The sequence below is a fragment of the Oceanicaulis sp. genome (genome assembly GCF_965249665.1).
Taxonomy (GTDB): domain Bacteria; phylum Pseudomonadota; class Alphaproteobacteria; order Caulobacterales; family Maricaulaceae; genus Oceanicaulis.
In genome coordinates, this window is record NZ_OZ252247.1 from 2,759,670 (window position 1) to 2,786,523 (window position 26,854).

At 62.2% G+C, this 26,854-nt stretch carries 25 protein-coding genes and 1 tRNA gene; 7 read left to right on the forward strand and 19 right to left on the reverse strand.

Features of this window, described 5'->3' with window-relative positions:
- The first annotated feature begins 26 nt into the window (after nt 1-26).
- Nucleotides 27-1,751 carry a patatin-like phospholipase family protein gene (locus ACP154_RS13295; RefSeq protein WP_107713404.1) on the forward strand — a complete coding sequence of 575 codons (1,725 nt, stop codon included), beginning with the start codon at nt 27-29 and terminating at the stop codon, nt 1,749-1,751.
- A gap of 100 nt (nt 1,752-1,851) precedes the next feature.
- A complete protein-coding gene (locus ACP154_RS13300; RefSeq protein WP_421858365.1) occupies nt 1,852-2,679 on the forward strand; it encodes an aldo/keto reductase in 828 nt (275 codons plus the stop codon).
- Nucleotides 2,680-2,725: 46 nt separating this feature from the next.
- Here ACP154_RS13300 and ACP154_RS13305 read toward each other — a convergent pair whose 3' ends face one another.
- From ACP154_RS13305 to ACP154_RS13340, 8 genes are all read right to left on the reverse strand, one after another.
- Complete coding sequence (locus tag ACP154_RS13305; RefSeq protein WP_421858363.1) at nt 2,726-3,205, reverse strand: lysozyme inhibitor LprI family protein; 480 nt, start codon at nt 3,203-3,205, stop codon at nt 2,726-2,728.
- A gap of 79 nt (nt 3,206-3,284) precedes the next feature.
- Nucleotides 3,285-4,028: a flavodoxin family protein gene (locus ACP154_RS13310; RefSeq protein ID WP_421858360.1), complete on the reverse strand. Its 744-nt coding sequence runs from the start codon at nt 4,026-4,028 to the stop codon at nt 3,285-3,287.
- Between the two features lie 100 nt (nt 4,029-4,128).
- The gene (locus tag ACP154_RS13315; protein ID WP_107713408.1) at nt 4,129-5,301 is read right to left on the reverse strand and encodes an isovaleryl-CoA dehydrogenase; all 1,173 of its coding nucleotides are present in this window, start codon (nt 5,299-5,301) and stop codon (nt 4,129-4,131) included.
- A 70-nt stretch (nt 5,302-5,371) separates the two neighbouring features.
- Nucleotides 5,372-7,312 carry a glycoside hydrolase family protein gene (locus ACP154_RS13320; protein ID WP_421858358.1) on the reverse strand — a complete coding sequence of 647 codons (1,941 nt, stop codon included), beginning with the start codon at nt 7,310-7,312 and terminating at the stop codon, nt 5,372-5,374.
- Nucleotides 7,313-7,374: 62 nt separating this feature from the next.
- Nucleotides 7,375-8,364: a Kelch repeat-containing protein gene (locus tag ACP154_RS13325; RefSeq protein WP_421858355.1), complete on the reverse strand. Its 990-nt coding sequence runs from the start codon at nt 8,362-8,364 to the stop codon at nt 7,375-7,377.
- A 48-nt stretch (nt 8,365-8,412) separates the two neighbouring features.
- Nucleotides 8,413-9,801 (reverse strand): magnesium transporter, encoded by a 1,389-nt coding sequence (gene mgtE, locus ACP154_RS13330; protein WP_421858352.1) that lies wholly within the window; start codon nt 9,799-9,801, stop codon nt 8,413-8,415.
- Nucleotides 9,802-9,961: 160 nt separating this feature from the next.
- Nucleotides 9,962-10,048 (reverse strand) — tRNA-Leu (locus ACP154_RS13335).
- Nucleotides 10,049-10,109: 61 nt separating this feature from the next.
- The gene (locus ACP154_RS13340) at nt 10,110-10,355 is read right to left on the reverse strand and encodes a FliM/FliN family flagellar motor switch protein (RefSeq protein WP_028284815.1); all 246 of its coding nucleotides are present in this window, start codon (nt 10,353-10,355) and stop codon (nt 10,110-10,112) included.
- A 104-nt stretch (nt 10,356-10,459) separates the two neighbouring features.
- Between ACP154_RS13340 and lipB the strand changes: the two genes are divergently transcribed.
- Nucleotides 10,460-11,140 carry a lipoyl(octanoyl) transferase LipB gene (gene lipB, locus ACP154_RS13345; RefSeq protein WP_421858347.1) on the forward strand — a complete coding sequence of 227 codons (681 nt, stop codon included), beginning with the start codon at nt 10,460-10,462 and terminating at the stop codon, nt 11,138-11,140.
- Here lipB and ACP154_RS13350 read toward each other — a convergent pair.
- The 10 genes from ACP154_RS13350 to ACP154_RS13395 form a co-directional block, all read right to left on the reverse strand.
- Nucleotides 11,137-11,664, reverse strand: coding sequence for a hypothetical protein (locus tag ACP154_RS13350; RefSeq protein WP_107713412.1), 528 nt, complete (start codon nt 11,662-11,664; stop codon nt 11,137-11,139). The two genes, lipB and ACP154_RS13350, sit on opposite strands and share 4 nt — an antisense overlap.
- A gap of 90 nt (nt 11,665-11,754) precedes the next feature.
- A complete protein-coding gene (locus tag ACP154_RS13355) occupies nt 11,755-12,366 on the reverse strand; it encodes a DUF805 domain-containing protein (protein ID WP_421858343.1) in 612 nt (203 codons plus the stop codon).
- A gap of 59 nt (nt 12,367-12,425) precedes the next feature.
- Nucleotides 12,426-12,953 carry a DUF805 domain-containing protein gene (locus ACP154_RS13360; protein ID WP_421858340.1) on the reverse strand — a complete coding sequence of 176 codons (528 nt, stop codon included), beginning with the start codon at nt 12,951-12,953 and terminating at the stop codon, nt 12,426-12,428.
- Between the two features lie 79 nt (nt 12,954-13,032).
- Nucleotides 13,033-13,593 carry a DUF805 domain-containing protein gene (locus ACP154_RS13365; protein WP_107713415.1) on the reverse strand — a complete coding sequence of 187 codons (561 nt, stop codon included), beginning with the start codon at nt 13,591-13,593 and terminating at the stop codon, nt 13,033-13,035.
- A gap of 150 nt (nt 13,594-13,743) precedes the next feature.
- Nucleotides 13,744-15,774: an acetyl-CoA carboxylase biotin carboxylase subunit gene (locus tag ACP154_RS13370; protein ID WP_421858337.1), complete on the reverse strand. Its 2,031-nt coding sequence runs from the start codon at nt 15,772-15,774 to the stop codon at nt 13,744-13,746.
- Between the two features lie 78 nt (nt 15,775-15,852).
- Nucleotides 15,853-16,365, reverse strand: a complete 513-nt coding sequence (locus ACP154_RS13375; protein ID WP_421858335.1) for a potassium channel family protein — start codon at nt 16,363-16,365, stop codon at nt 15,853-15,855.
- Between the two features lie 64 nt (nt 16,366-16,429).
- Nucleotides 16,430-17,953 carry a Ppx/GppA family phosphatase gene (locus tag ACP154_RS13380; protein ID WP_421858332.1) on the reverse strand — a complete coding sequence of 508 codons (1,524 nt, stop codon included), beginning with the start codon at nt 17,951-17,953 and terminating at the stop codon, nt 16,430-16,432.
- Complete coding sequence (locus ACP154_RS13385) at nt 17,953-20,145, reverse strand: RNA degradosome polyphosphate kinase (protein WP_421858329.1); 2,193 nt, start codon at nt 20,143-20,145, stop codon at nt 17,953-17,955. The genes ACP154_RS13380 and ACP154_RS13385 overlap by 1 nt, the downstream gene beginning before the upstream one ends.
- 34 nt (nt 20,146-20,179) lie before the next feature.
- Complete coding sequence (locus ACP154_RS13390; RefSeq protein ID WP_421858325.1) at nt 20,180-20,848, reverse strand: AAA family ATPase; 669 nt, start codon at nt 20,846-20,848, stop codon at nt 20,180-20,182.
- The gene (locus tag ACP154_RS13395) at nt 20,848-21,900 is read right to left on the reverse strand and encodes a DUF2066 domain-containing protein (protein WP_421858322.1); all 1,053 of its coding nucleotides are present in this window, start codon (nt 21,898-21,900) and stop codon (nt 20,848-20,850) included. The genes ACP154_RS13390 and ACP154_RS13395 overlap by 1 nt, the downstream gene beginning before the upstream one ends.
- Nucleotides 21,901-22,047: 147 nt before the next feature.
- Between ACP154_RS13395 and purM the strand changes: the two genes are divergently transcribed.
- The 4 genes from purM to arfB are packed head-to-tail and all read left to right on the forward strand — an operon-like array spanning nt 22,048 to nt 25,515.
- On the forward strand, nt 22,048-23,085 hold the full coding sequence (gene purM, locus ACP154_RS13400; protein WP_421858319.1) for a phosphoribosylformylglycinamidine cyclo-ligase: 1,038 nt from the start codon (nt 22,048-22,050) through the stop codon (nt 23,083-23,085).
- Nucleotides 23,086-23,088: 3 nt separating this feature from the next.
- Nucleotides 23,089-23,745 carry a phosphoribosylglycinamide formyltransferase gene (gene purN / locus ACP154_RS13405; protein ID WP_421858317.1) on the forward strand — a complete coding sequence of 219 codons (657 nt, stop codon included), beginning with the start codon at nt 23,089-23,091 and terminating at the stop codon, nt 23,743-23,745.
- 38 nt (nt 23,746-23,783) lie between these two features.
- Nucleotides 23,784-25,100 carry an MFS transporter gene (locus ACP154_RS13410; RefSeq protein ID WP_421858314.1) on the forward strand — a complete coding sequence of 439 codons (1,317 nt, stop codon included), beginning with the start codon at nt 23,784-23,786 and terminating at the stop codon, nt 25,098-25,100.
- A 1-nt stretch (nt 25,101) separates the two neighbouring features.
- Entirely contained in the window at nt 25,102-25,515 is a 414-nt protein-coding gene (gene arfB / locus ACP154_RS13415) for an alternative ribosome rescue aminoacyl-tRNA hydrolase ArfB (RefSeq protein WP_107713425.1), read from the forward strand.
- Here arfB and ACP154_RS13420 read toward each other — a convergent pair.
- The gene (locus ACP154_RS13420; protein WP_421858312.1) at nt 25,512-26,744 is read right to left on the reverse strand and encodes a winged helix-turn-helix domain-containing protein; all 1,233 of its coding nucleotides are present in this window, start codon (nt 26,742-26,744) and stop codon (nt 25,512-25,514) included. The genes arfB and ACP154_RS13420 overlap by 4 nt on opposite strands.
- Nucleotides 26,745-26,854 lie beyond the last annotated feature (110 nt).

The following is a 26,854-nucleotide window of genomic DNA, read 5'->3' on the forward strand; positions in this document are numbered from 1 at the left end:
CGAGCAAGGCAGAAGGATCACGGACCATGGCGTTGGGACTGCGGTTTCTTCCGTTCTTCAATCGTGTTGAAAAGGCTGCGCTCTCTGCTGTGGAAGCGGAGGTGGAGTGGTTCTGCCTGCCCGCTGGCCAGACGCTGTTTGAAGAGGGCGAGGTCGCCGATTCCTTCTATCTGGTCCGCTCGGGCGCCCTCGCCGCTTTTCGGACGGGCGCGGATGCAAGGCCTGAACTGGTGGGGCATATCCGGGCGGGCGAGCCCATTGGCGAAATGGCGCTGGTCGAGGACCGGCCCCATTCCGCCAGCGTCTATGCCTTGCGTGATTCTGAGCTGGTGCGCCTGCCCAAGGCCGCCTTCGACAAGCTGACCAACAAACACGCCTCGCTGATGCGCGAGCTGAGCAAGATGATGTTGTCGCGCATCCGAACGGGGGAGTCCTATCGCCGCTCCGAGCCGCGCGTCTTTGCGCTGATTTCCACCTCGCCGACGATTGATCTTGAGTATCGCAGCGATCTTCTGAAGACCGCGCTCACGGAGATGGGCGTCACGTCCATTTCTTGCGGACTGGAATGCGCCGACTGGCCTGGCCCCAAGCTCGACATTCTGGAAGCCGAGCACGATATCGTCATCCTTCAAGCTCGGCTGGGCGACACCAACTGGGCGCGGCGCGCCATGGCGCGGGCGGACCGCATCTGGATGCTGGCGCGCGCCGATGCGCGCCCCTCCATCCCGCTTATGCCCGACGACCCGTCGCCCGCCGCCAAACTGAAACTGATCGACGTAGTGATGGTGCATAACGAGGGCGTGCGCAAAGCGGCTGCGCCGTCTGACTGGATCAACGCCGCGGACGCCGCTCGCTGTTTTCACTGGCGTCAGCACAACGCCAGCGATGTCCGCCATATGGCGCGCACCATGGCGGGCAAATCGGTCGGTCTGGTGCTGTCGGGCGGCGGCTCGCGCGCCTACGCCCATGTGGGGGCGATCCGGGCCTTCAAGGAAGCGGGCGTTGAGTTCGATTTCTACGGCGGCGCCTCCATGGGCGGCATCATCGCGGCGGGCGCGGCGATGGGATGGGATAATGCAGAGCTTGAAGACCGGATGCGGCGCGCCTTCGTCGCCTCCAACCCGTTAAGCGATTGGGTGATGCCCGTGGTGAGCCTCACTCGCGGCAAACGCGTGGACCGGCGTCTGAAGGAGCATTTCGGCGAGGTGGATATCGCTGAATTGCCACGTCCGTTCTTTTGTGTGTCCTCGAACCTCTCAACCGGCGCGACCCGCATTCACCGCTCCGGCACGCTGTCGCGCGCCCTGCGGGCTTCCATCGCAATTCCGGGCCTGTTGCCGCCCATTGTGGACGGCGACGATGTGCTGGTGGACGGCGCGGTGTTCAACAATTTCCCGATCCAGGAGCTCAAGGCCTATCACAGGGGCGTCAATGTGGGGTCGGACGTCACGCGCAATAACGCCATCAACGCTGATGATTTCCGCGATCCGCCCAATTTCGCCGGCTGGGTGGCCCGCCATGGCCTGTCCGATCCACCCCCCATCGCCTCGCTGCTGATGCGTGCAGCGACCGCCGGCACGCTGGAACAACACGCTCTCACCCGCCGCGCCGCCGATATTCTGGTCCTGCCCGAGCTTGATCTCGACATGCGTGACTGGAAGCGGTTCGACGAAGCGGTCGAGGCGGGTTATGCAAGCGCCAGGCAGATGCTGGAACAGATGCCGCACGCCCTGGCGAGCCGGTTTCGATAGGGTCAGCCGCCATTCAAGGTGCGGTGCAATGAAACTTCCGCCCTTCCTTTCGCGTTCTTGATGCTTACGTCCAACCGGACACGCAAACAAGGAGCGCACGATGATCGAGCGGACCCAAGCCAATGGCGCAGACATTCCCAAGCTGGGCTTCGGCACCTGGCAGTTGGAAGACGAGGACGCCACACGAGGCGTCGCCCATGCGCTCAAGACCGGCTACCGCCATATCGACACCGCCCAGATTTACGGCAATGAAAAAGAAGTGGGCGCAGGCCTGCATCAAAGCGGCGTGGCGCGTGAAGACATTTTCCTGACCACCAAGGTTTGGCGCGACAAATTCAAGGATGGCGACCTGCAAGCATCGGTCAAAGAGAGCCTCGACAAGCTCAAGACCGATTACGTGGACCTTTTGCTGCTGCACTGGCCCGTACCCGAAGTGCCGCTCGATGAAACCATGAAAGCGATGAACGACGTAGTGGAGTCAGGCTTCGTCAAACATATCGGCGTGTCCAACTTCACCGTGGATCTGATGGACGAAGCGCGGGCGCACTCCAAAGCGCCCCTCGTGGTCAATCAGGTGGAATATCATCCTTTCCTGGACCAGAGCGCGGTCCTGAACGCCTGTCGCAGCGCGGGAATGGCGCCGACCGCCTATTCGCCCATTGGCCAGGGCAAGGTGTTTGAAGATGAGGTGATCAAGGAGATCGCCAGCAAGCATGGGGCCTCCCCCGCACAGATCACTCTACGCTGGCTGGTGGATCAGGACAGCGTGATCGCCATCCCCCGCAGCTCCAGCAACGCGCACATCGAATCCAATTTCGAGATCAGCGAGATTGAACTGAGCGAAGAAGACACAGGACGCATCAATGCTTTGCGAAGCCCCGAAGGCCGCCTGATTGATCCTGACTGGGCGCCGGACTGGGACAAGTAAGTCCCGAACGACAAACCCCGCGCCGATGGCGCGGGGTTTTTTGTGTCTAGCGAGAGAGCTCATCGAGTTGGCGCTCCAGCTCCAGAGCCCGACGCGCCGTAAAATCACTGAAGCACGAACTATGGACCACACCCCTCATCGTGCCGCCCTCATAGGCAAGCCCGCGCTGCTCGCACTCGGCGTCGCGGTATTGCAACCAGAGCCGTTGCGCAGCCAGCAAGGCGTCGCGCCGCGTCGTCGCCTCACGCTCCAGCATCCTCTCGCGCATTTGCGAATAGGCGGCGTTCAAGCGCTGATCCCACAGCGCGTTTTCACGACGCTCGCATTCCATCATGCCATAGGTCGTATAGCCGCCCGGATCGTCCTGACAGGCGCTGGAAACGGCCCCGATGCAGGCCTCGGAAAACTCCGCTTGGGCCAAACAGGCGTTTAGTCGCGCGGCATCTGTCTGCGCGGCCTCGGTCACGGCGGTCGAGGCTTCCTGTGCGTTCAGGGCCAGCGCCACAGCGAGAATTTCAGGCAGCATGATGGATCCCCCTTACCTCTCATGAACGCTTGGGCGGGTGGTCGCCCTCAACCTGAGCGTATGAGAGATTATGCCGGATTCAGCTGTCTGGCGACCAGAAAGGATGGCCGAGTTGCTGCTTGGACAAACGCTCATCGTTCTGATTGCCAAAGGCAGGGAAACCGCCCTGATCTTTCAGCATTCGCGCGGTGTGCAACAAGTTCCAGCTCATGATCGTGGCGTTGCGCTGTGTGAAGGCGTTGTCAAAGCCTGCAGGCGCGCCGCTGTCATCCTCATCGCCATAGCTCAGGCCTGGCCCCACTTCGCCGATCCACCCCACATCCGCCTGAGGCGGAATGGTGTAGCCAATATGTGAGAGCGCGAAATGGGTGGTCATGGCGGCGTGCTTGACCCCGTCCTCATTGCCCGTGATCACGCACCCGCCGGTCTTGCCGTAAAACACGAACTGGCCATTGTCCTGACGCTGTCCTGAATGCGCATACAGCCGTTCGATCAGTACCCGCGCAACCGAGCTTTCCTCGCCCAGCCAGAGCGGGGTGCCGATCACCAGAATGTCGGCGGCCTCGACCTTCTTCCAGATTTTCGGCCAGTCATCACGGTCCCAGCCCTGTTCAGTCATGTCGGGCTGGACGCCAAAGGCAATCTGGTGATCCACCAAACGCACGCTCTCAACGCTGACGCCTTGGGATTTCATGATGGCGCGGTTCACATCCATTAAAGTGTCGGTATGCGAGGGCTCGGGCGAGCGTTTCAGCGTACAGTTGATAAAAAGCGCCTTGAGATCGTCATAACGGGCGGGCGGCGCCAGTTTGGTGTCAGCCATTCACATCACCTTCAATGCATAAAAAAAGCCCGCGCCAAAGCGCGGGCTCTAAGGTCAGGGGAGCGTCGTATCCTTCGACAGGAGAACAACGCCCCATACCCTATTTGGTTGCATTAAAGAGCTCGCGGCCGATCAGCATGCGGCGCACCTCGCTGGTGCCCGCGCCAATTTCATAGAGCTTGGCGTCGCGCAGCAGGCGGCCCGTCGGGTATTCATTGATATAGCCGTTGCCGCCCAGGATCTGGATGGCGTCAAGCGCGCACTGGGTCGCCGCTTCAGCCGCGAACAGAATGGCGCCGGCGGCGTCCTGACGGGTGGTCTTCTTGGCGTCGCACGCCTGAGCCACTGCATAGACATAAGCGCGGCTGGCGTTCATGCGGGTGTACATGTCCGCGATCTTGCCCTGAATGAGCTGGAACTCGCCAATGGGCTGGCCGAACTGTTTGCGCTCGTGGACGTACGGCATGACCACGTCGAGGCAGGCCTGCATGATGCCCACCGGGCCTGCCGCCAGCACCGAACGCTCATAATCGAGACCGCTCATCAGCACGCGCACGCCGCCGCCGATCTGACCCAGAATATTCTCTTCGGGCACTTCGCAGTCTTCAAACACCAGCTCGCCGGTTTCAGAGCCGCGCATTCCCAGCTTGTCGAGCTTCTGGGCGATGGAGAAGCCCTTCATGCCCTTCTCGATCAGGAAGGCTGTGATCCCCTTGGAGCCCCCTTCCGGATCGGTCTTGGCGTAAACCACCAGCGTGTCCGCGCTGGGGCCGTTCGTGATCCACATCTTGTTGCCATTGAGGACGTAATGATCGCCCTTCTTGATAGCTTTCAGACGCATAGAGACGACATCAGACCCCGCGCCCGGCTCAGACATGGCCAGAGCGCCGACATGTTCGCCGGAGATCAGCTTGGGCAAATATTTCTGCTTTTGCGCTTCAGAGCCGTTCAGGCGGATCTGGTTCACGCACAGATTGGAGTGCGCGCCATAGCTGAGCCCCACCGAGGCGCTGGCCCGGGAGATCTCTTCCATGACGATGCAATGTTCAGTGTAGCCCAGCCCGGACCCGCCATATTCTTCCTCGACGGTGAGGCCCAGAAGGCCCAGTTCACCCATCTTGGTCCAGAGGTCGGCGGGAAACTCGTCCTTGGCGTCGATTTCAGCGGCGCGCGGAGCGATATGGTCGGACGCGAACGACTGCACGGTATCGCGCAGCATGTCCGCGGTGTCGCCCAGAGGGAACTCGAGCGAAGGATACTGGTTCGAAATCATAGACCGCGAGATACCACGCGCGGGCCGCGCGTCAAGTTCGCACAAATCTCGCCAATTCAGGCGCGCGGCGCTATTTCTCGTTGCGTCGACCGATAATGAACCAGGCCGACGCCGCGCTGAGCAAGACGCCAGCGCCGAACACAATCGGCCCAAGCGGCGAATAGGACAGCCCCAACTCCATATAAGCGTCCATATTCGCGGCAATGTCCCAGCCGCCCAGGCCCACCATCGCGCCGCCAACCGCCAGCGAAGAGATAAACATCACATCCCCGCCTTTTGACTGGATCGCCTCAGCTTCTGACGCCACAGGCGCTTCGGTCCCGGCCACCACCGTGGGATCGAGCTCTTCGCCGTCCTCATGAAGGTCATGATGCGGGTCTTCGACATCCTTGTCCGGATGATCAGGGCCTTCCACATCACCCGACAGGCCCGGCGCGGACGCCGGCGCAAGCGCAGGATGCGGCGGCGCAGAGAACACCTCAGCACCGTTGGGTGCGTCATGAGACGCCGTCAGAGGTTCAGGCGCAGCGTCCTCATCCGTCGGAATTTCCACTGCAATCGCATCATCTGAATCAGACAATGGCGCTGCCACCTGAACACTGCCAGCGTCCTCGCCGGCGTCCATGTCTTGCGCGTCTGAGCCTTGCGGCAGGGCTTCGGGCGCAATGGCGGTCACTTTGATCGATGAGACCTGCAATGCGCCGTGATACGGCCCCATGGGCACGGCCGGGCTGCTGAACAGGCTATTCGGTTTGGCGCGCACATCTTCCTGCGGCGCCTCAGGCTGAGCGATCTCTTTCGCATCGGCAGGAAGCGAGGGTTTGGCCATATCCACATGAGCCGTGGACAGGAAGCTGTAGCCAAGCTTGACGGGATCATCCGCCTGCGTTGACGCTGGAGCCGTCGCAATGCTGGCGGAGACCTGCTGGGCCATGCGCGCCATCACAGCGGCGATGGAGGCGTCCTGCGCCTGTTTCACCGAATCCTGATCAGACTGAGGGTCATCCGCTGCGGGCGCCTCAGGCGTTTCCATCGTCTCAGGTGCAGCGTCAGCCTGCGTCGGCGCTTCCGCCGGTTCGCTCAGCGCTTCAACCTCGTCAGGGTCGGCGTCTGACGCCTCCGCCTCACCCTCCTCAGGCTCTATTGTCTCAAGCTCAACCGTCTCTGAGACAGTCTCGGGCTCGTCGTGCGGCGCATCCTCGCCCTCGTCTTCGCCCCGTTCGGCAGCGACGTCGAGACCCGGCGAAGCGACTTGCGGCTCTGCACGGTTGTCCCCCACCGTCTCGTCATCCGGCGTTTCAAAAACGATATCGAGTTCAACCAATCCAGTGGACACATCGTGGGCGTCTTCAGGCTCAGCGTCTGCCTGTTCGTCATCGAGCGGCGCGGATTCAGGCTCAGCCTCGTCCTGAACAGGCGCATCAATCGCGGGCTCAGGCGGCGCGGCTTCAGCGGCGGGCTCGTCAGCTGGCGCTTCAGCTGCGATGTCTGACGCCACCTCCGGGGTCTTCTCGGATTCAGCCCCCAGAGACGGCCCATCAACCCTGGCAGCGCTGTCTTCCAGCCCCGACAGATAAAGCGCCTTCTCCGCCGCACGCCGAGTGACCAGACGCTCAGAGACGACAAGTCGGCCATCCTGATCGGCGCGCACCCAGGTTTCAATTGCGGCGGCGGCGTCGCGATGGCGTCCGGCCCGCGCCAGACGCGCGACATCAGACACCTTGAACGCGCGTAATCCCACCGAGAGAGCGAAGGACACAAGCGCATCGCGCATGGGCGCCGCCATCTCTGCGCCAACGCTCGCATCAATGGTCTGCTCGGCGCGCATGACGTCATAGATCAGCAGCAGTTCAGCGTCTTCGGGCTTGAGCGTCACGCCCTCTTTGGCGGACGCGGTATGGCCATAGCCGACTGTCCAGCGTTTTCCACGCCGTTCAGCCTCTGCAAGGAAGGGCTCGTGAGCCTTGATCAGGTCGCGCGCGGCGCGGGTCGATTTCAAACGCGGTGTCATCGCTGTCCCGTTTCGAAACGGTTGGATCTTCAGTCATGAAGCGCGATGCAAACTCAGGACCGTCAGCGCTCTGAGGTCGAGAAAATGTCCACCGCATCCAAAGCCGTAAAGGGTGCAAAAAAGCCTGCGCCCGATCCGCCGCCAATTAACCAGATTGCGCCGTTAACGCTGACCACCCCTGCTTCCGTGCGGGCGGCGGGCATGTCAGAGAGGCGCTCCCAGGTCTCAGACCCTGCGTTCAGTGCGACATGGCTGGCGAGGGTTTGCCGCATGTCTGCGCTACGACCGCCAAACACATGAACAGCGCCCCCCAGCATCGCGGCGGCATGACCGGCCCGGGGTTCAGGCAGATCCGGGGCGCGGCGCCAAGTTTGAGACAGTGTATGGTAAACATCCACGCGCGATGTCGCCTGACCGTTGCGGGCGCCGCCGATCAGCCAAATTTCATCCTCAACCACAACAGCCGCCGCGCCCCGGCGATTGATCTCGTCGGGCGCTTCCGCCGCGTTCCAGCTCTGGGTTTCAGGGTCGTAGACAAACAGGCCCGGCGCGCCGTCTTCGCCACCCAGGGCGTAAAGCTGGTCATTCACAGAAACCAGAGACAGGCTCGCCTTGGCGCCGGGTAACGCGGTCTCCGCGCTCCACGCATCGGTCTCGGGATCATAGGACCAGACCTGGTCGATCGGCTCTGCGCCAGCTTCGGACGAATACCCGCCCGCCACATAGATTTTGCCGTCCAGCACAGCCATGCCAAAGCGCTCCAGCCCGACCGGCATGGGTTTGAGTACGCGCCAGGCGCCGCTTTCTGGATCATAGACCTCCAAAGCGTCGCGCGGATTGGCCAGACCGGCGCCCCCGGCAGCATAGATCCGGCCGTCCAGCACCGTCGCAGACAGTCCGGCGCGCGCCTGATCCAGACGCGGCCCGATCGCCCATGGACCTGACAGGCGCAACCCGCTGTCAAAAACCGGCGTTTGCCCGCCCGTTTCCTGGGCGGCCAAAGGTGAGGCGCCCGCAAGTGCGATCAATACAGCCAGAGCGGCATGGTTCATGGCGAAGGCCTCCCTCAGGATCACAGTCTGCCTACAGGTCGCGCGAGATTAAAGCAGAACAAGGGCGCCCAGGCCCAAAAACACGACAAATCCCACCACGTCTGTCACCGTTGTGACGAAAACGGATGAGGCGACCGCCGGGTCGGCGCCGAAATGCTTAAGCCCCAAAGGCACCAGAACCCCTGACAGACCCGCGACACCGAGATTGATCACCATGGCCACTGCGATCACCCAGCCCAGATCGGGTTCCTGGAACCAGACGGCGGCAATGATCCCCATCACAACAGCGAAGATCAGGCCGTTCACCAGACCCGCCGCCGCTTCACGCCAGACGAACCGGAGCGAGTTCGCGCCGGTGAGATCGCGTGTGGCGAGCGCGCGCACGGCGACCGCGAGCGATTGCGTGCCAGCGTTTCCGCCCATGGAGGCGACAATCGGCATCAGCACCGCCAGCGCCACCAGCTGGGCGATGGCCTGATCAAACAGGGCGATCACAAGCGAAGCCAGCACCGCCGTGCCCAGATTGACGAGCAACCAGGGCGCACGTGACTTCACCGACTCCCAGACCGTGTCGGCCAGGCCAGCTTCATTCACCCCGGCCAGCGCCAGCAGGTCTTCCTTGTTCTCTTCCTGAATAACGTCGACCATGTCGTCGACTGTCAGCATGCCTTTCAAGCGCCCCGAATCATCCACGACGGGCGCCGAGATCAGGTGATATTTCTCAAAAAGATAGGCCGCATCCTCCTGATCGTCCTCAGGCCGGATCGTAATCTTCGCCGGGGCCATCAGTTCGGACAGAGGAGTCTGGCGTTGCGAGCGCATGAGGCGGCTTACGGGCACCGCGCCAATGGGCCGGAAGCCTTCATCCACGATAAAGACCTCGAAAAAGAGGTCGGGCAGCTCTTCGCCCGCAAGCCGCATATGGTCGATCGTGTGACCTACCGTCCAGAAGGACGGCGCAGCGACGAACTCGCGCTGCATCAGGCGACCGGCGGTTTCTTCCTCAAAAGCGAGTGAGGCTTCCAGATGCTCGCGATCTTCGGCGGAGACGGCGGCCAAAACCGCGTCACGCACTTCCGGCTCGAGCTCCTCGACGACCATGGTCTTGTCATCGGAATCGAGACCGTCAAGCGCGTCGACGATCTGCTGGGTCTCTAAAAGGTCAAACAGCCCCGCGCGAGTATCATAGCCGATCTCGGCCAACACTTCGCCGGTGAGCAAAGACGCGTCGAGTTCAGCGAGCAGACGCTGCTGGTCCCAGCTAAGCTGCTCGATCAGGTCCGCAATATCCGCCGGGTGCAGCGGCGCGAGCAATTGTCGGATCAAGGTGGGGTCGCGATCCGCGATCGCGCCGATCAGTTCGACAAGCACCCCTTCAGGCAAATCCATACCGGTCGTCACATCGTCACGGTGCAGCTCTTCAACCGGTTGCGTCATGGCGTCTCGCGTTTTTCTGGAATGGGGTGCAATGCGTAAGACACGATAGTCGCGGGCGCCGACGAAATCGAGATGGCGCGTGCTGTTGTCGCGAAAAAACAAAAAAGCCTGACGCGTCAGCGTCAGGCTTGTCTGTCAGCGCTTGAAGAAAGCGCGAATATGGTGCGGCCGAGAAGACTCGAACTTCCACGGGTTTTACCCCACAGCGACCTCAACGCTGCGCGTCTACCAATTCCGCCACGGCCGCGAATTGGGAAGCGGGCATGTACCAACCCCCGACCCGCTTGTGAAGCCCTTATGTGAGGTGCTTATGCAGCGAAATAGTCATGAACGTCCGCCGCATCCGTGATTGAGACCGCCACCCGGTCGCCCTGGATGATGATTTCTCCGCGCGCGATCGGATGATTATTGGCCAGTATCCACACTTCGTCATGCTCGGCGGCGTCCAGGGGAATCACCGCACCCCGGCCCATGCGCAGGAATTGGTGAATCGGCAGCTTGGACCGGCCCAACAGCACGGAGATTTCGACCTGAACGGCGCCTAATTGGCTCATGAAACGTGCATCACTGTTGCTCTGGGGCGCATAACCCTTGTCATGCGCGTTCAGCCTCACGATGTTCCGCTACGGTTTCTCGACAGTTAAAGGCCTGCAAGATCATGACAGACGCCACCATCGGCTGGGCGGTCTCTGAGACCTCTATCCCCTATTCTGACGCCGTGGCCGCCATGGAGGCGCGCGCCGAAGCCATCGCGAAAGGGGAAGCGGGCGAGCTGATCTGGCTTCTCGAACACGACCCGCTCTATACCGCTGGCACAAGCGCGAAACCTGAAGACCTGCAAGACCCTGAGCGCTTCCCGGTCCACAAGACCGGGCGCGGTGGCGAATACACCTATCACGGCCCCGGACAGCGCGTGGCCTATGTCATGCTGGATCTGCGAACACGCGGCCGTGACGCGCGACAATTCGTGCGCGATCTGGAGCAATGGATCATCGCAACGCTGGACAGCTTCAACGTCACCGGCGAGCGGCGCTGCGGACGTGTCGGCGTGTGGGTGGACCGCACCCAGCCCGGCGGACCTGAGCGCGAGGACAAGATCGCCGCCATTGGCATCCGTCTGCGCCGCTGGGTGTCGTTTCACGGCATTGCGCTGAATGTTGAGCCGGACCTGTCGCACTTTGGCGGCATCACTCCTTGCGGCATTTCTGATGCGCGTTACGGGGTGACGAGCCTTGTGGACCTGGGATTGCCGGTGACGATGGACGACGCCGATCTTGCGCTCAAGCGCGCCTTTGAAGAGGTGTTCGGCGCCACCCATTCAGAGCAGCCGCCCGTCTAGCCTTTCACCGTGTTGCGCGCCGTCCAGTATCCCACCGCCGCCAGCACCAGCCAGAACCCCCACATGGACGGCCAGGCGCCGGCGTGGAGGATCGTTATGGCGAACTCGGGGTCCGACGTCAGCCGCTCCTGATAGGCTTGCTGGATCGCGGGATCATAGGCCGCCGCCTGCACCGCGGCAGGGTCTTCCATATTCACGCCCTGACTCTCAAGAAAGCTGACAAATTCAGGGTAAGCGCGCATCGCCATACCGAAGAGGCCGGTAATGATCTTGATCACGGTGGCGCCAGCGAGCGCCGCCAAAGCCAGCGCTGTGGGTTTGCCTAGCGCGCGATAACGGTTGATGAACACCGTGCTGACGAAAAAGGCGATGACCAGCCAGGACAGGACGCCTGCAGCCGGTGAAAAGCTGATGCGCAAGGCGTCGAGCGCCGCGATCACGCCCAGCCCGATCCAGAACTCGTCCTCGGTGGAGCGAAAGACCGGCATGAACGCCGTCTTCAGATCAAAACTGGGTTGGGTCACGCCGGCTCCTCACAAAATAAACGCGCGCCCCGGTATGATACGGAGCGCGCGTGTATTGCAAGCCCGCCCTGCGTCGCAGGGCGATCAAGTTCAGGTCTTCTGATCGGTGTCGTCGGACGGCGCGTCGACCGTCGCATCCGTCGGTGAGTCGATCGGAGCTTGAGCAGGCGCTTCGGTCGGGGCGCCCATCGGAGCCGCAGCGCCCTCGCCCCCCGGAGGCGGACCATAGCGGTTTTCCTGCGGATCGGACTTCAGAATGGCGTTGGCGCCAAACACCACAATCAGACCGACGACCAGCGACGAGATCGCATTGGGCAGGGCCAGCTCCTGGGCGAGCTGAGCCTGAGCCTGCATCATCTGGGAGAAGCCGGTGACGTCTTCCATGGCCTGCATCATGTCGCCCGCGAACATCATGGTGACGACCTGGCCGACAATCATGCTGAGAATGAACCAGACCAGGATGATCAGCAACAGAAACCAGCCTGATTTTCCGCTGTCATGCAAGCGTTTGCGCCACAGTACGACCCAGGGATAAATCAAAACCAATCCCACCAGAGTCTGCACCCCCATCATGGCGGTGTTACCGGTCAGTGACAGCAAGGCCATCACGAAACCGATCCCCAGAAGCACCAAGGCGCCGGTCTGGAACTGGCTTGGACTGATGCGCCCGTTCGGCGCAAAAAGAACACTCATCAAACTCATGGGACGCCCTCCGTCATTTCCCCTGTCGATCAGCCCTGATGGCTGGCCGACCTTTCACATCACTCTTTGGATTCGCCCGTCTCTGCACCCGTCGGCGCATCCGCCGACGCGGCCGGTTCAATCGGCGCTGCCGCCGCATCAATCACCGGAGCTGGACCGTAGGCGTTTGCGCCTGCGTCGCTTTTGAGAACCCCCACCCAGATCGTGTAGGCAACCCAGACAAGCGTGCTGAGCAGGAAAAAGACGCTGGCCATGCCGCCGCCAGCGATCAACGCGCCCATATTGACATCGCCCTCGCCCGCCATTGCGGCGATGAACACACCACCCAGCATGATCGAGCCGATCACCCCCAGCAGAATTGAGACGCCCCAAGGCACAGCATGCAACCAGGCGCTATTGCCCGCATCGTGCAGACGCTTGCCATAAACCGCGACGCCCACCCAGAGCAGACCCAGCCAGATCAAGGTTCCGAGAAACGGGATCCATGTCAGCAGCAAATTGCCGCCAAATATGATCGCAACGCCAATCCAGAAGTCTTTCTGGCCAATTCGGCCATTCGGATTGAACAGCAGATTTCCAATATCCATGATGTCCCCAGGCTTTGATGTAGAGATACGCGTATAGGCAGCGTTCGCTGTTCGGCGACTTGCGTCAAGAGAAACCGGATCAGCCCTCAGCCGGGGGCGCGCCGGCTGAACGGGTTGCGGCTTGGGCGTAGACGGCCTGACGCGGCGCAGGTCCGTAAATATTATCGTCCTGATCCGAGCTCAGAACGCCCACCCAGATCGTGTACACCACCCAGGTCAGCGCAGAGAGCGACCAGAAGAGCAGCAGGCCGCCCGCCGCCAGCAATCCGCCACTGACCAGCTGGGCCGTCGCTTTCGGAGACAAATCTCCCGATTCCAGCATTTCCCAGCCCCCCGGCGTGCCGACCATGTCCAGGACAGGCACGAGCGCGGCGCCCCCTGCGGCCACAACGCCAAATCCCATCAAAGACAGTGAAATGACCCAAGGAATAAGATGAATCCATCCCGTCTTGCCCGCATCATGCAGCCGCTTGGCGGACACCACAGCGCCGACATAGATCAGACCGATCCAGAAGATGGCGCCGATCACCGGCAAGGGCGCGAGAAACAGGTTGCCAAGAACGACGATCAGCATGCCCAGCCAGTACTCATTCTGGGTGCTGCGACCGTTAGGGCTGAACAGGGTATGACCGAGATTCATCCAAGTCTCCGTTACTTTACAGGCTCAGTCTGCCTGCGCAGCACGGCTGACGTCAAATGAAGTCTGGGTAAGTTATCGGGTAAGCAAACTGACAAAAAAACGCTGCAGCCCTCAAGACTGCAGCGTTCTGAAACGGCCTGTATAAAAACTTTAGTCGAACTCGATCAAAAGTTCGTCGGCGGCGACTGAAGCGCCCGCGGCGCAATTGACCGACTTGATGACGCCGTCGAGTTCCGCGCGGAGCACATTTTCCATTTTCATGGCCTCGACCACCATCAAGGCTTCACCCGCCTTGACCTCCTGGCCAACCTCGACCGCGATGGAGACGACCAGGCCCGGCATCGGGCTGGTGATCAGCTTGGCGGTGTCCACCGGCTCTTTTTCCGGCAGGCGGGCATGCAGTTCGGCGATGCGCGGCGTGCACACCAGCGCATCAGCCTGATAGCCGCGATGGCGCAGCTTGTAGCCTTCGGTGCGGTCAGCGACGAAGACAGCGAAATCCTTGCCGTCCAGCGTGCCTTCAAACATGTGATCGCCGGGCTTCCAGCTGGTGGTCAGAACCACCGGCTCCGCGATCAGGCCCGGCGCCCAAAGCTCGGCCCCCGCCTCATCCAGATCCATCGCCCCTTCAGGGATGCGCAGCTCCACCGGGAAACGCTGGTCATTCAAGATCACCACCCATTCATGGGCGAGCCCTTCTTCAGGCAGCGGGGTGATCCGGCCAGAGACGCGCGCCGCGCGCTCTATGAACACCGTGTGGATAAAGGCTGCGGTGGCGCACAGGCTCTTGAGCTGGAACTCGGTCGGCGCGGTGCCGTTGAAGCCTTCAGGGAAATGCTCGTCGATATAGCCAGTATGGATGCGACCGGCCTTGAAATCCGCCTCGTCCAACACGGCTGACAGGAAAGGCGCATTGGACTGCAGCCCGTCCACATACAAACGGTCGAGGGTTTCTGACAAAGCGTCGATAGCCGCGTCGCGATTGTCGCCATATCCGATCACCTTGGCGATCATCGGATCATAGAACATCGAGATTTCATCGCCCTCGCGCACGCCGGAATCAATGCGCAACGCGCCGTTGCCGATCGGGCCTTCCAACGGTTCGACATAATGCTTGAGACGGCCGATCGACGGCAGGAAGCCGCGGTAAGGATCTTCAGCGTACAGGCGCGCTTCCACCGCCCAGCCCTTGATCTGCATGTCGGATTGCTTGAAGCCCAGCTTTTCGCCAGCGGCCACACGGATCATCTGTTCCACAAGGTCGATCTCGTGAGTCAGCTCGGTGACCGGATGCTCCACCTGCAGGCGGGTGTTCATTTCCAGGAAGTAGAAATTGCGATCCGGGTCGACGATGAACTCCACCGTGCCGGCGCTGTCATAGTCCACCGCTTTTGAGAGAGCGACAGCCTGATCGCCCATCTTCTTGCGGGTTTCGGGGTCAAGGAAGGGCGACGGCGCCTCTTCCAGCACTTTTTGATTGCGACGTTGCACCGAGCATTCACGCTCATTGAGATGCACCACATTGCCATGCTTGTCGCCCAGAACCTGGATTTCGATATGGCGCGGCTTCTCGACGAATTTCTCAATCAGGATGCGGTCATCGCCGAACGAGGATTTCGCTTCATTCCGGGCCGCCTTGAAGCCTTCGCGAACTTCGGCCTCAGAGCGCGCGATGCGCATGCCCTTGCCGCCGCCGCCGGCTGACGCCTTGATCATCACCGGATAGCCAATATCGCCCGCCACCTCGACGGCCTGCTGGTCGTCCTCGATCTCGCCTTTGAAGCCGGGAACGGTGCTGACGCCCGCTTCAGCCGCGAGTTTCTTGGATTCCAGCTTGTCGCCCATAGCCGAGATGGCGTGCGGGTTCGGCCCGATCCAGGCGATATTCTTTTCCGCCAGCGCCTTGGGGAACGCCGCATTTTCGGACAGAAAGCCGAAGCCGGGATGGACGGCGTCCGCACCAGTGTCGAGGCAAGCCTGAATGATCTTGTCCATGACAAGATAGGACTCGCCCGGCGCCGGCGGCCCGATGAAGACCGCCTCATCCGCCATTTCCACGGCCAAAGTATCTGCATCTGCCTCGGAATAGACCGCCACGGTGGGAATGCCCAACCGCTTGCAGGTCTTGATGACGCGCACAGCAATTTCGCCGCGGTTGGCGATGAGGATCTTGTTGAACATGCCCGGTCCTGTCGAACTTTCTGAAATGTGCACACGGTTTAGCGCGCTGCGGAGCACGGGGGCAAGTCGGAGGAGATGCTAGCGGTTGCGATCCGCGTCGTCAGACTGGCTCGCCTTGCGGGTTTCAAACAATTCCGCCTCGTCCTCCCGCCGCTCCAGCCAGCGAAACTCCACCGAGCGCAGACGGCTGACCACTTGCAGCAAGAAGGCCGTCGACCAGCCCAGAAGCAGAAACCCGTTCGCGCTTTCAATCCCCGCCAGCACCCGCCAGCCCGGCTCCAGCACGATGTCGCCATACCCCACCGTGGTGAAGGTGGAGGTTGAGAAATACAAAGCTTCCTCAAAGGTTTCGACCACGCCGCCCAGTCGGTACAGCGCCGCGTACACCCAGATCTGGACCGCGTGCAGAAGGAACAAGCCCTGCACCACGCCCAGGATCAGCGCCATCTGCCACCAGGCGGAGGTGACATGGTTGGAATGCCCTTCCCGCCAGCGCATCAATGCGATCAACGCCGCCAGGCCTCCCAGGTGAATGGACGTGGTCAGCACCACCATCCCGGTCGCCAGGACGATAAAAGAAAGCAATTCCAAGATACGTCCTCTCACTGACCAATATCACATGCCAAGGCGGTCAGCGCATCATCGGCTGGCGCCCCTATCTGATCATGATAGGCTTTTGATCCATCGCGCTGCAAAACTGTTCGAAGCGTTTCCAGGCCCGCTCGACGATCAGGTCCTCGGTTTCCGGGCGCGCCGTAATCAGCAACCCCTCAGCACAGCGCGACAGGTTGAAAGACTTCAGCAGTTTCGCAGTCCGCCCCGACAAGGCGGCGCCAAAGCGCAGACCGAGCCCAATCCGCATCGCCGCGGCTCGCTGCTCTTCGGTCAGAAGCTGGCTTGAGACACAGTCTTCAGAGCGGGCGGATTTTCCCTCATAGCGATGGTGCAGACAGAGCGCGAGAAACGCACGCTCATCATGGCTCAGCCCGCCAATGGGCGCATAGAGGACCTGCGTGAAGGCCAGATCGCCGCGGTGGTCCGGGTGCAGGCGCGCGCCAATATCGCACAGTCGCGCCGCCGCCGCGCGCAAACGTATGTCCCGAACAGTGCTGAATATGACAGCCTCGCCCTCAAAAGCGGGCTCCAGCCAGTCAGCAAGCGCCAGCCCGAATCCAGGCTCGGGAGAGGCGGAATGGGCCATCGCCTCCGTACCGCTCAACAGCGGATCGCCCTCTTCCACCAGACTCAGATCGCTGACGCACACCACGCCTTCGCGCAGGCCGTTGGCGGAAAAGACCACACGGGAAAACTCGCCCGCTTTCATCACCCGGTCGAGCAGCATGGCGGCGTAGGGTAAACTCGCCGCCCGTTTGGCGGCCACGCCCGGCACTGAAGCCAGCGAGCTTTCGCTCTGACTCATAGCGAAATCGACGGCTTTGCGCACCTGCTCGGGCGTCATTTCGTATTCATGCAGCAGGCGCAACGGATAATTGCGCAAGGTCATGGAGAGGTTAGCGAAGGAGCGCCATGCGCCGCCAACGGCGTAAAACGTGTCGCCTTCATCCTTCAAAAGTGAGCGGGCCTGAGCCAACTGCTCGTCCACATGATTGCGCAGATCCGCCGCCATGTGACGGGCCGCATTCACGGCGAGCGGCCCCAAAGGCAGCGAAACCGCAGACAGCGTTTTGCGCCCTTCAAGTCCTGTCAGCTCCAGGCTCGAGCCGCCAAGATCGCCTGTGACGCCCCACGCATCACCCACCCCGGCCAAAACGCCTAGCGCGGAGTAGCGCCCCTCTTCTTCGCCACTGAGCACGTCAATGATCAGGCCTGTCTCGTCGCGCACCCTCTGGACAAAGTCCGGCCCGTCTGAACTTTCGCGTACAGCGGCTGTCGCCACCGCGCCGCGCGTGCTGACGCCCTTGGCGTCCAAAAGCTGGGTAAAGCGCTTGAGCGTACGTAAAGCGGCCTCGACGCCCTCAGGGTTCAGCCGCCCAGTCTCCGCGACGCCGCCGCCAAGTCCGGCCATGGTCTTTTCATTGAACACCGGCCAGAGCATCCGCCCTTCAACCCGGTACTGCACCATGCGCACCGAGTTCGAGCCCACATCAATCACCGCAACGTCGCGACCCTTGAGCTGAGGCTCGGCGCCGCCGAAGCCAAAAATGTCACGGACGCCCATCAGTCGCGTGGACCCACATGGGGAAAGGCGGGCGGCTGATCGCGTTTGAGCGCTTCGCCCCGGCCCGACAGGGAGGGATTGGTCATGAAATAGGCGTGCGCCGAGAACGGCTCTTCCACGCCGTCCGTATCAAAGCGCGTATACGAGCCGTCAGCGTTCATATACCAGCTCTGGGTCTCGTCATTGAGATTGGCGACCATGATCTGGTCAAGCACTTGTCTGTGCACGGTGGGGTTTTCGATCGGACACAAGGTTTCGATCCGCCGGTCCAGATTGCGCGGCATCCAGTCCGCGGAGGAGATATAGATCTCCGCCTGCGGGCTGGGCATGGGCGCTCCATTGGCGAAGCAAGCGATCCGTGAATGCTCGAGAAAACGGCCGACGATGGATTTGACGCGAATATTTTCAGACAGGCCCGGCACGCCCGGCTTCAGACAGCAAATACCGCGCATGATCAGCTCGCACCTGACCCCGGCCTGGCTGGCTTCATAGAGCTTGTCGATAACACGCGGATGGACCAGCGAGTTCATCTTCGCCCACACCCCGGCCGGCTTGCCCGCCTTGGCGTTCTCGATCTCGCGGTCGATTTTCTCGCAGATGAATTCGAGCATGTTGATCGGGCTGATCACCAGCTTTTCCAGCTGTTGGGGCCGGGCGTAGCCGGTGACATAGTTGAAGATCCGGCCCGCATCCCGGCCAAAGGCGGGATCGGCGGTGAACAAAGACAGATCCGTGTAAATGCGCGCCGTGATCGGGTGGTAATTGCCGGTGCCGAAATGGGCGTAGCTGCGCAGGTCCGCACCTTCGCGGCGCACCACCAGCGAGATTTTGGCGTGGGTCTTGTACTCGATAAAGCCATAAACGACCTGCACGCCGGCGCGTTCCAGATCGCGCGCCCAGCGCAGATTCGCTTCCTCATCAAAGCGCGCTTTCAGCTCAACCAGGGCGGTGACGTTCTTGCCCGCCTCCGCCGCTTCGATCAGCGCCGCGATGATCGGTGAATCCTTGGAGGTGCGGTAGAGCGTTTGCTTGATCGTGATGACGTCGGGATCGCGCGCCGCCTGACGCAGGAACTCCACCACTACATCGAAGCTTTCATAAGGGTGATGGACGATCAGGTCTTTCGCCCGGATCGCCGCGAACACATCCCCGCCATGATCCTTGATGCGCTCGGGAAAGCGCGGCTCATAGGGATCAAACTTCAGCTCGGGCCGCTCATCAGGGATCATCTGGCTCAGCTGCGCCATGCCCAGAAGACCGTCCACCAGTTGCACATCCTGTTTTTCCGCGTGCAATTGCTGGGTGATGAAGCGGCGCAGCTCTTCAGGCATGCCGGCTTCAATCTTCAAGCGCACCAGCACGCCGCGGCGGCGTTGTTTGAGAAGCGCTTCAAACTCGCGCACCAGGTCTTCAGCTTCTTCTTCGATCTCGATATCGCTGTCACGGATGATGCGGAACGCGCCTTTGCCGACCAGGTCAAAGCCGGGGAACAGCGCGTCCATGAACAAGATCAGAATGGTTTCAAGCGCGATGAAGCGTTTGACCGGACGTCCGTGCTCGTCCACTCGCTCGGTCGGGATCTCGATAAACCGCTTCACCCCGGCGGGCATCGGCAAGAGCGCGTTCATGATCCGGCCGTCGCGTTGCCGTTTGAGCTTGAGCATCAGCGCAAAGCCGAGATTGGGAATGAACGGGAACGGGTGCGCAGGATCAATCGCCAGCGGCGTGATCACCGGCAGGGTGTGCGCCAGAAAGTCATCGCGAAGCCATTCGCGCTCTTTCGCTGTCAGCGTTTGCTCATCCACAAGCTCCACGCCCTGCTCGGCCAACAGGTCCTGCAGTTCACGCCAGGTATCTTGCTGGGCCGACATCAGAGCCGTAGCGGCGTCATTGATCTGGTCGAGCTGCTGCGCCGGCGTGCACCCATCCATGCCGGGACGGTCCATGCCATTGCGCAACTGGGCGCGCAGGCCCGCCACGCGCACCATATAGAACTCATCGAGATTGCTGGCCGAGATCGACAGAAAGCGCAGGCGCTCAAGCACCGGATGGCGCGGATTGCGCGCCTCCTCGATGACCCGCCAGTTAAACTGAAGCCAGGAGAGCTCACGATTAAGGAATCGATCCGGAGAGGCCATCATCCCCTCCACATCAGTTCCGGATCTGGAGGATGAAGGCGCGGTGTCGGTCATCTCAGGGCTCCAAACAGGCGAAGGGCGCGTTGGGTCAACTGGATAGGACTGACAGCCCCTCGCGCGCAAGTGTGCGCGTGACAGGGCCTTTGCGCGCCAGCGCCTCACGGTCGAGCCAGGCCGTCAAACGCCGGGCGTAATCCACAGATCGCTCCATGCGATCAAGGAGATATTCCAGGACCCCCGGAGAAAGCGGCGTGCGTTTGTCACGGAAAAGTTTTTCCATCACCTGACGCAGCAAGGCGTCGTCAGGCTCATGCAAAACCGCGGTTTCCGTCGCAATCATGCGTGAGGCCAGATCGGGCAGCGACACCGGCCAGTCCGCCGGGGCTTTGCCCGCTGTCATCAATACCGTCACGCCCGCATCGCCCGCAGCCCGGTTCAGAAGATGAAACAGGGCGTTCTCATCCACACCCTTGTCGCAATCCTCGACCAGAACGGCAGCGCCGCGCCCGACGCTCTTCAGACCTTTCGTCAGATCCGAGGCGTCCAGCCTTATAGCGCGCGTGCGCGCGGTCCACATGTGAGACAAATGCGTCTTGCCGCTGCCCGCCGGACCGACCAGCAAGAGATGACCTTGCCGCCAGCGCGGCCAGCGATTGACGAGCGCCAGGGCGGCGGCGTTGGCTTCGCTGACCGCAAAGGCTTCGGCCCGATAGTCGGGCTCAAGCACGAGATCGAGCGCGAGTTGTCCTGGCTTCATTAGCGGCTGCGTACTGTCCAACCCAGAGCTTCATCCTCAGCCAGAACCGCGCCGCGGGCGCTGAGTTCGGCCATGACCTGTTCGCGTGCGCCCCGATGGGTGATCGTCATCGCAGCGCCGGTGCGCGAAATGGCGTCCAGGCGCGCATTCTGGATCAGGGACGCGCCGGTCACCGCCTGTTGCAGCTCTCGCCATTCGGCCAGATTGTCAAAAAGAATGCTCAGATCGAGTTCGGCCACGGTCGTATCACGCACCACGCTAGCGCGTTTCCAGGCCTGTTCACGGCGCTCCACAATGGCGCGCGCGGCGTCCTCAAATCCGCCCGCCAGGCTGATCGGGGATACGGTTTCACGTTGCAATCCGCCCTCGCCGTCAAAGCTGACGATCACACCGCCGGCGCGCACGGACCCCGGCTCCTGACGCGCGACCAGCACCATGGCCCGCTCAAGCCCCATCTCATCAAGCAAAGAACGCAAGGCGCTCGCATTCAAAGACACCACGGCCTCTGCTGAAATCGCATCGTCCTCAACAGCGAGAACCGGCGTGAGCGCATGCTCGAAACCATTGTTACGCCAAACCTCCAGCCAGTCTCCGCCCAGCACCCGCGCCCCTGAGCTCAGCTCGGTCACCGGAATGACCGCCATGGGCGCAGACTGGGATTCAACAAACGGCACGCCCAATCCCGACAGATACCGGCGCACGGCGCGTGGATCGAAATCGAGGCTCAGCACACCGCGATAGCGCGTGGCCGAGCGCTGCTCGTCAGAGATTTGCAGTCCCGCAATCAAACTGGCCGCCTCATCTGCGGTGATGACAGGCAGGCCGGACTCCATTCTGTCTTCAGGCAAGGTCAGACGCTCGATCAGCCTCAGGGCGCCTTGGGTCTGGCCCTCTTCCAGTGCTGTGCGTTGGGCGTCAAAGGCCGTATCCGCCCGCGCATCAATGGCCACGCCGTCAATGGTAAATGGGCTGTCCGCCAAAGCCGAAGCGCTCATCACGCCAGCCGCCAGCCCCGCGAAAGCCCATTGCATTGCTTGCCTGATCGCTTGCATGGTGATCCCCTGATACGTCATCTCTGTCCGCGACTATACGCGGATGCGCGCTGCGGTGAAGCCTGTTGCGGCGCCCCGCCCTCTCGCACTTTTGACAATTGCACGCTATGCACGCCTGAACTGACGATATGGCCAAGGGAGCCGCACGTGTCACACTCCGACCCGAGCTCGAAATCCGGACTGACCTACGCTGACGCCGGCGTCAGCATTGATGCAGGCGACGCCCTGGTTCAGGCCATCAAGCCGCTCGCCAAATCCACCGCGCGCCCTGGCGCGGACACCGGTCTTGGCGGCTTTGGCGGCGCGTTCGATCTCAAGGCCGCTGGCTTTCACGATCCCGTTCTGGTCTCCGGCACGGACGGCGTGGGCACCAAGCTCAAGCTCGCCATCAGCTCGGGCATTGTGAACACGGTGGGGATTGATCTGGTGGCCATGTGCGTCAACGACATCCTGGCCCAGGGCGCCGAGCCTTTGTACTTCCTCGATTATTTCGCCACCGGCAAACTCGACCCCAAACGCGGCGCGGCTGTGGTTGAAGGCATCGCCGAAGGCTGTCGCCAATCGGGCTGTGCGCTGATCGGTGGTGAAACGGCGGAAATGCCGGGCATGTATACGGGCGAGGATTTTGATCTGGCGGGCTTTGTGGTCGGCGCCGCCGAGCGCGGCGCGCTGCTGCCCCGTCACGACCTGATGAAGGCGGGCGACGCGCTGATCGGCCTCGCCTCCTCCGGTCCGCATTCAAACGGTTATTCGCTGATTCGCCGCATCATCGACCATGCCGGGCTCGATTTTGACAGCGATGCGCCTTTCGCACCGGGCCGCAAACTGGCCGAAGCCCTGCTGGAGCCGACCCGCATCTATGTCAAAGCGCTGATGCCGCTGATCCGCGAAGGCCGCATCAAGGGGCTGGCGCACATCACTGGCGGCGGAATCACTGAAAACACCCCGCGCATGCTGCCCGACCATCTGACATTCGAGGTGGATTATGACAGCTTTGAGCGCCCCGCCGTGTTCAAATGGCTGGCGGAAGCGGGCGATGTGGCCGAGAGCGAAATGCGCCGGACGTTCAATTGCGGCGTCGGCATGATCCTGGCGGTCGAGGCCAGCGAGGCGCACTCGATTTGCGAAGCGTTAAACGCAGCAGGCGAGACCGCCAGCCTCATCGGCGCGTTGAAGGCGAGCTAGACAATGGCGAAAACGAAAGTCGGCGTTTTGGTCTCCGGGCGGGGGTCAAACCTTCAGGCCTTGCTGGATGCCGCCCAACATCCGGACTTTCCTGCACAGATCGTCCTCGTCCTGTCCAACAAGGCGGGCGCACAAGGCCTGGAACGCGCCCGCAAGGTGGATGTGCCCACAGGCTTCATCGATCACACTCTGTATGAAGACCGCGAGGATTTTGAAAAAGACCTCGACGCCAAACTGCGCGAAGCGGGCGTCCAGATTGTGTGCCTGGCCGGCTTCATGCGCATTCTCACGCACTGGTTCGTCGAGAAATGGCGCGACCGGATGCTGAACATCCACCCCTCGCTTTTGCCTGCCTTCAAGGGCGTACACACCCATGAACGCGCTCTGGAACAAGGCGTGCGAGTCCATGGGTGCACCGTGCATTTCGTGCGCGCGGAGATGGATGACGGCCCGATCATTGGTCAGGCCGTGGTGCCGGTCATGGCGGGCGACACGCCAGAGGCCTTGTCTGCGCGGGTTTTGGAAGCGGAACACAAGCTCTACCCTGCTTGCTTGAAATTGGTGGTGGAAGGAAAGGCGCGCGTTTCTGCGGAAGCCGTGCGCATCGCCGAGGGCAGCGAACCGGATAGCGAAACTTTTTTGATCAATCCGGCGGTCTAGCTCACGCTCTCGCATGGCTGTGACAGGAGACGGACCCGATGAGCGAGGCGCCCCAAGATGCACTTTCGCAAACCGTATACTCGGCGCTCTATGACGATGACGAGGCCCGGGTCTGCAAGGACGTGCCCGAAAGCGCCTGTCAGCATCAGCCGCGCAATTGGGTCTTCTCCACCCTCTCTCTGAGCCTGACCAAGACTGGCGACGCGCTGGTCGACCCCAAACTCACCCTCACCTGGTTGCTCGGCGCCCTGGGCGCCCCGGCCTTTCTGGTGGGTTTGCTGGCCCCCGTGCGCGAAGCCGGCGCGCTCCTGCCACAGCTCTTCATTGCGACCGCCATTCGTGAGCGAGAAAAGCGCAAATATGTCTGGGCTGCGGGCTCGCTGGGGCAGGCGCTGGCGCTGGTGATCATGGCCGTGATCGCGCTGACGCTCGACGGCGCGCTGGCGGGCTGGCTGCTGATCGCCATGGTCGGCGTGTTCGCGGTCGCGCGCAGCCTGTGCTCGGTCAGTCACAAGGATGTTCTGGGCAAGACCGTTTCGAAAACCCGCCGCGGCGCGGTCAGCGGCTACGCCACCACCATCTCGGGGCTCGTCGCGCTGGTTTTCGGGGCTGTCTTGGTGGTCTCACCCGATACGGGCGCGCCTGTCATCGCAGGCCTGTTATTTCTGGGCGCCGGCCTGTGGATGACCGCTGCGGCTGTGTATCTGCAGCTCGAAGAAGCGCCCGGCTCGACCGAAGGCGGCGCCAACGCCTTCCCCGAGGCGATCAAGCAGATCCGCCTTCTGTGGACCGATCGTGATTTTGGTCAGTTTGTCGCCGCGCGCACCTTGATGATCGCCACCTCCATCGCGCCGCCCTTTCTGGTGTCCGCCGCTCAGAACCGGACCGGCGCCGAGCTCGCGGGCCTCGGCGGATTTCTGGTGGCGTCGGCCAGCGCCGGCTTTGTCAGCGGCTGGGCCTGGGGGCGGCTGGCGGACAAATCGAGCCGCTGGGTGCTGGCTGCGGGCGGGCTGGCGGGCGCTATAGCGTGCCTTGCAAGCGGGGCGAGCCTTCTGATGGACGCACCCTGGTCTGAACTGATGATCTTCCATGCCGGCGTGCTGTTCGTGCTCGCCTTCGGGCATCAGGGCGTCCGGCTCGGGCGCTCCACCTATCTGGTGGATCTCGCTGACGCAGACACCCGCGCCAGCTATACCGCCGTTTCCAACACCGTGATCGGTGTCTTGTTGCTGGTCTATGGGCTGATCATGGGCGGGCTCTATCAACTGAGCGGGCCGTGGGTCATGATCGGACTGGCCGTCAGCGCGCTTGCGGGGGCTGCTCTGGCGATCCGTCTAAAACCTGTCTCGGGCTGACATGCGCATCAATGACGATCTCAGCATTGATGAAAGCCTGATCACCGAGCGCTTCGTGCGCTCGTCCGGGCCCGGCGGTCAGCATGTGAACAAGACTGAAAGCGCGGTGCAGCTACGCTTTGACGTTAGCGCCAGCGCCCTGCCCCCCGCAATCAAGCAACGCCTGGTCAGACTGGCCGGAACCCGGATGACCCAGGACGGCGTCTTGATCTTGCATGTGGAAGATCACCGCTCTCAGGATCGCAATCGCGCCGAAGCCCGCACTCGCCTGAAACGCCTGATCGAACAGGCGAGCCGCAAGCCCAAACCGCGGATCAAATCGCGCCCGTCGCTCAGCTCGATCAAGCGCCAGAAGGACAAGAAGGCCAAGAAGAGCCAGACCAAGAGCCTGCGCCAGAAACCGCGCCTGGATTAACGGGCGCACCGCCCGCCGCCCGCTGCTTCCAGCTCGCGGCAGAGCGCGTCGGCCCCGGCCACATCCCCGCTTGCGCGCAAAACCGCAGCCAAGCCGGTTACCGCTTCGGCGTTGAGCGGGTCCAGCGCCAGGACGCGGCGATACCACAGCTCAGCCTGTTGAGCCTCCCCGGCGTCGGCCCGCAAGCGCGCCACAGACAACCCCACAGCGCTGTGCCAGGGCCGGATCGCCACCGGGTTGTCGGCGTAATCGCGCGACATCGCCTCAAAACTGCGCGCCAGAAGCTCCGCTTGCCGCTCAGGATGGCCGGTCAGCGCTTCAAGTTCTGACAAATTGATCATCGCGCCCCAGTTCTCAGGGTCGATCACCAGCGCCCGGTCATAGGCGCGGCGCGCGGCGTCAAAATCTGACTGCGCGGCCCTGACCAGCCCCAGCGCCCGCCAGGCGCGGGCATGTCCGGGGTCGAGCTCGGTCGCTTCCTCAGCCAAAGCGTCTGCGCGCAACAGCGCCGCTTGCGCACGCTGTGTTTGCATTTCGCCCGACTGAAGCGCCTGCGTCAGCGTGGTTCGGTTCGCTTCGCCGTCCAGCCCCCAGCGGATCACTCGCTGGGTCAGGGCGTTCGCCTGTCCCGCCAGCGCCGCCGCACTGTCTGGGTCTTGCGCCAGCACCCGCTCATAGAGGCGCAAGGCGGCTTCATTGTCCGCACGCGTATACTGGGCGTAAAACCCGTCTGCGCGATCCAGCAGCGCCAAAGTCTCGTCGTTTGACTGAATTGACGGCTCCAGGCGCGGCGCCGCCCCGCTCCGTGACAGCACGCTGATCCCGACAAGACTGATCATCACCACCACCGCCGCCGCCAGAAAAACCGGCGCCCCCACCTTGCGGAGGGGCGTCTGGGGCGCGTCGTTCACCGGCTCGATTGTCTCCAGCAGCCGATAGCCGCGCCGGGACACCGTCTGCACATAGCGCGGCGACTTCGCATCATCGCCCAGCACCTGGCGCAATTTCCAGACCGTGCGAGAGAGCGCGTCATCATTGACGCTTGCGGCCGGCCAGAGCGCGCTGGCGATTTCATCCCTGGAGCGCACCTCACCGTTCGCCTCGGCCAGATAAACCAGCAAGTCCATCACTTGCGGCTCGAGTTCGACGCCACCCTCCGGACCGATGATCTGATTGAGCCCGGGGTCAACTCGCCAGGGCCCCATCTGGAACGCGGTTTCAGCTCTCATTTCAGTCCCGGCGAGGTTAAAGGAGGAAAGGTCAGACAATCAGGAAGCGGCGGTCATGGCAATCACGCCCCCGTCGATCTTGTGTGTAGGGGCGTCCGGTGCGGGACGCC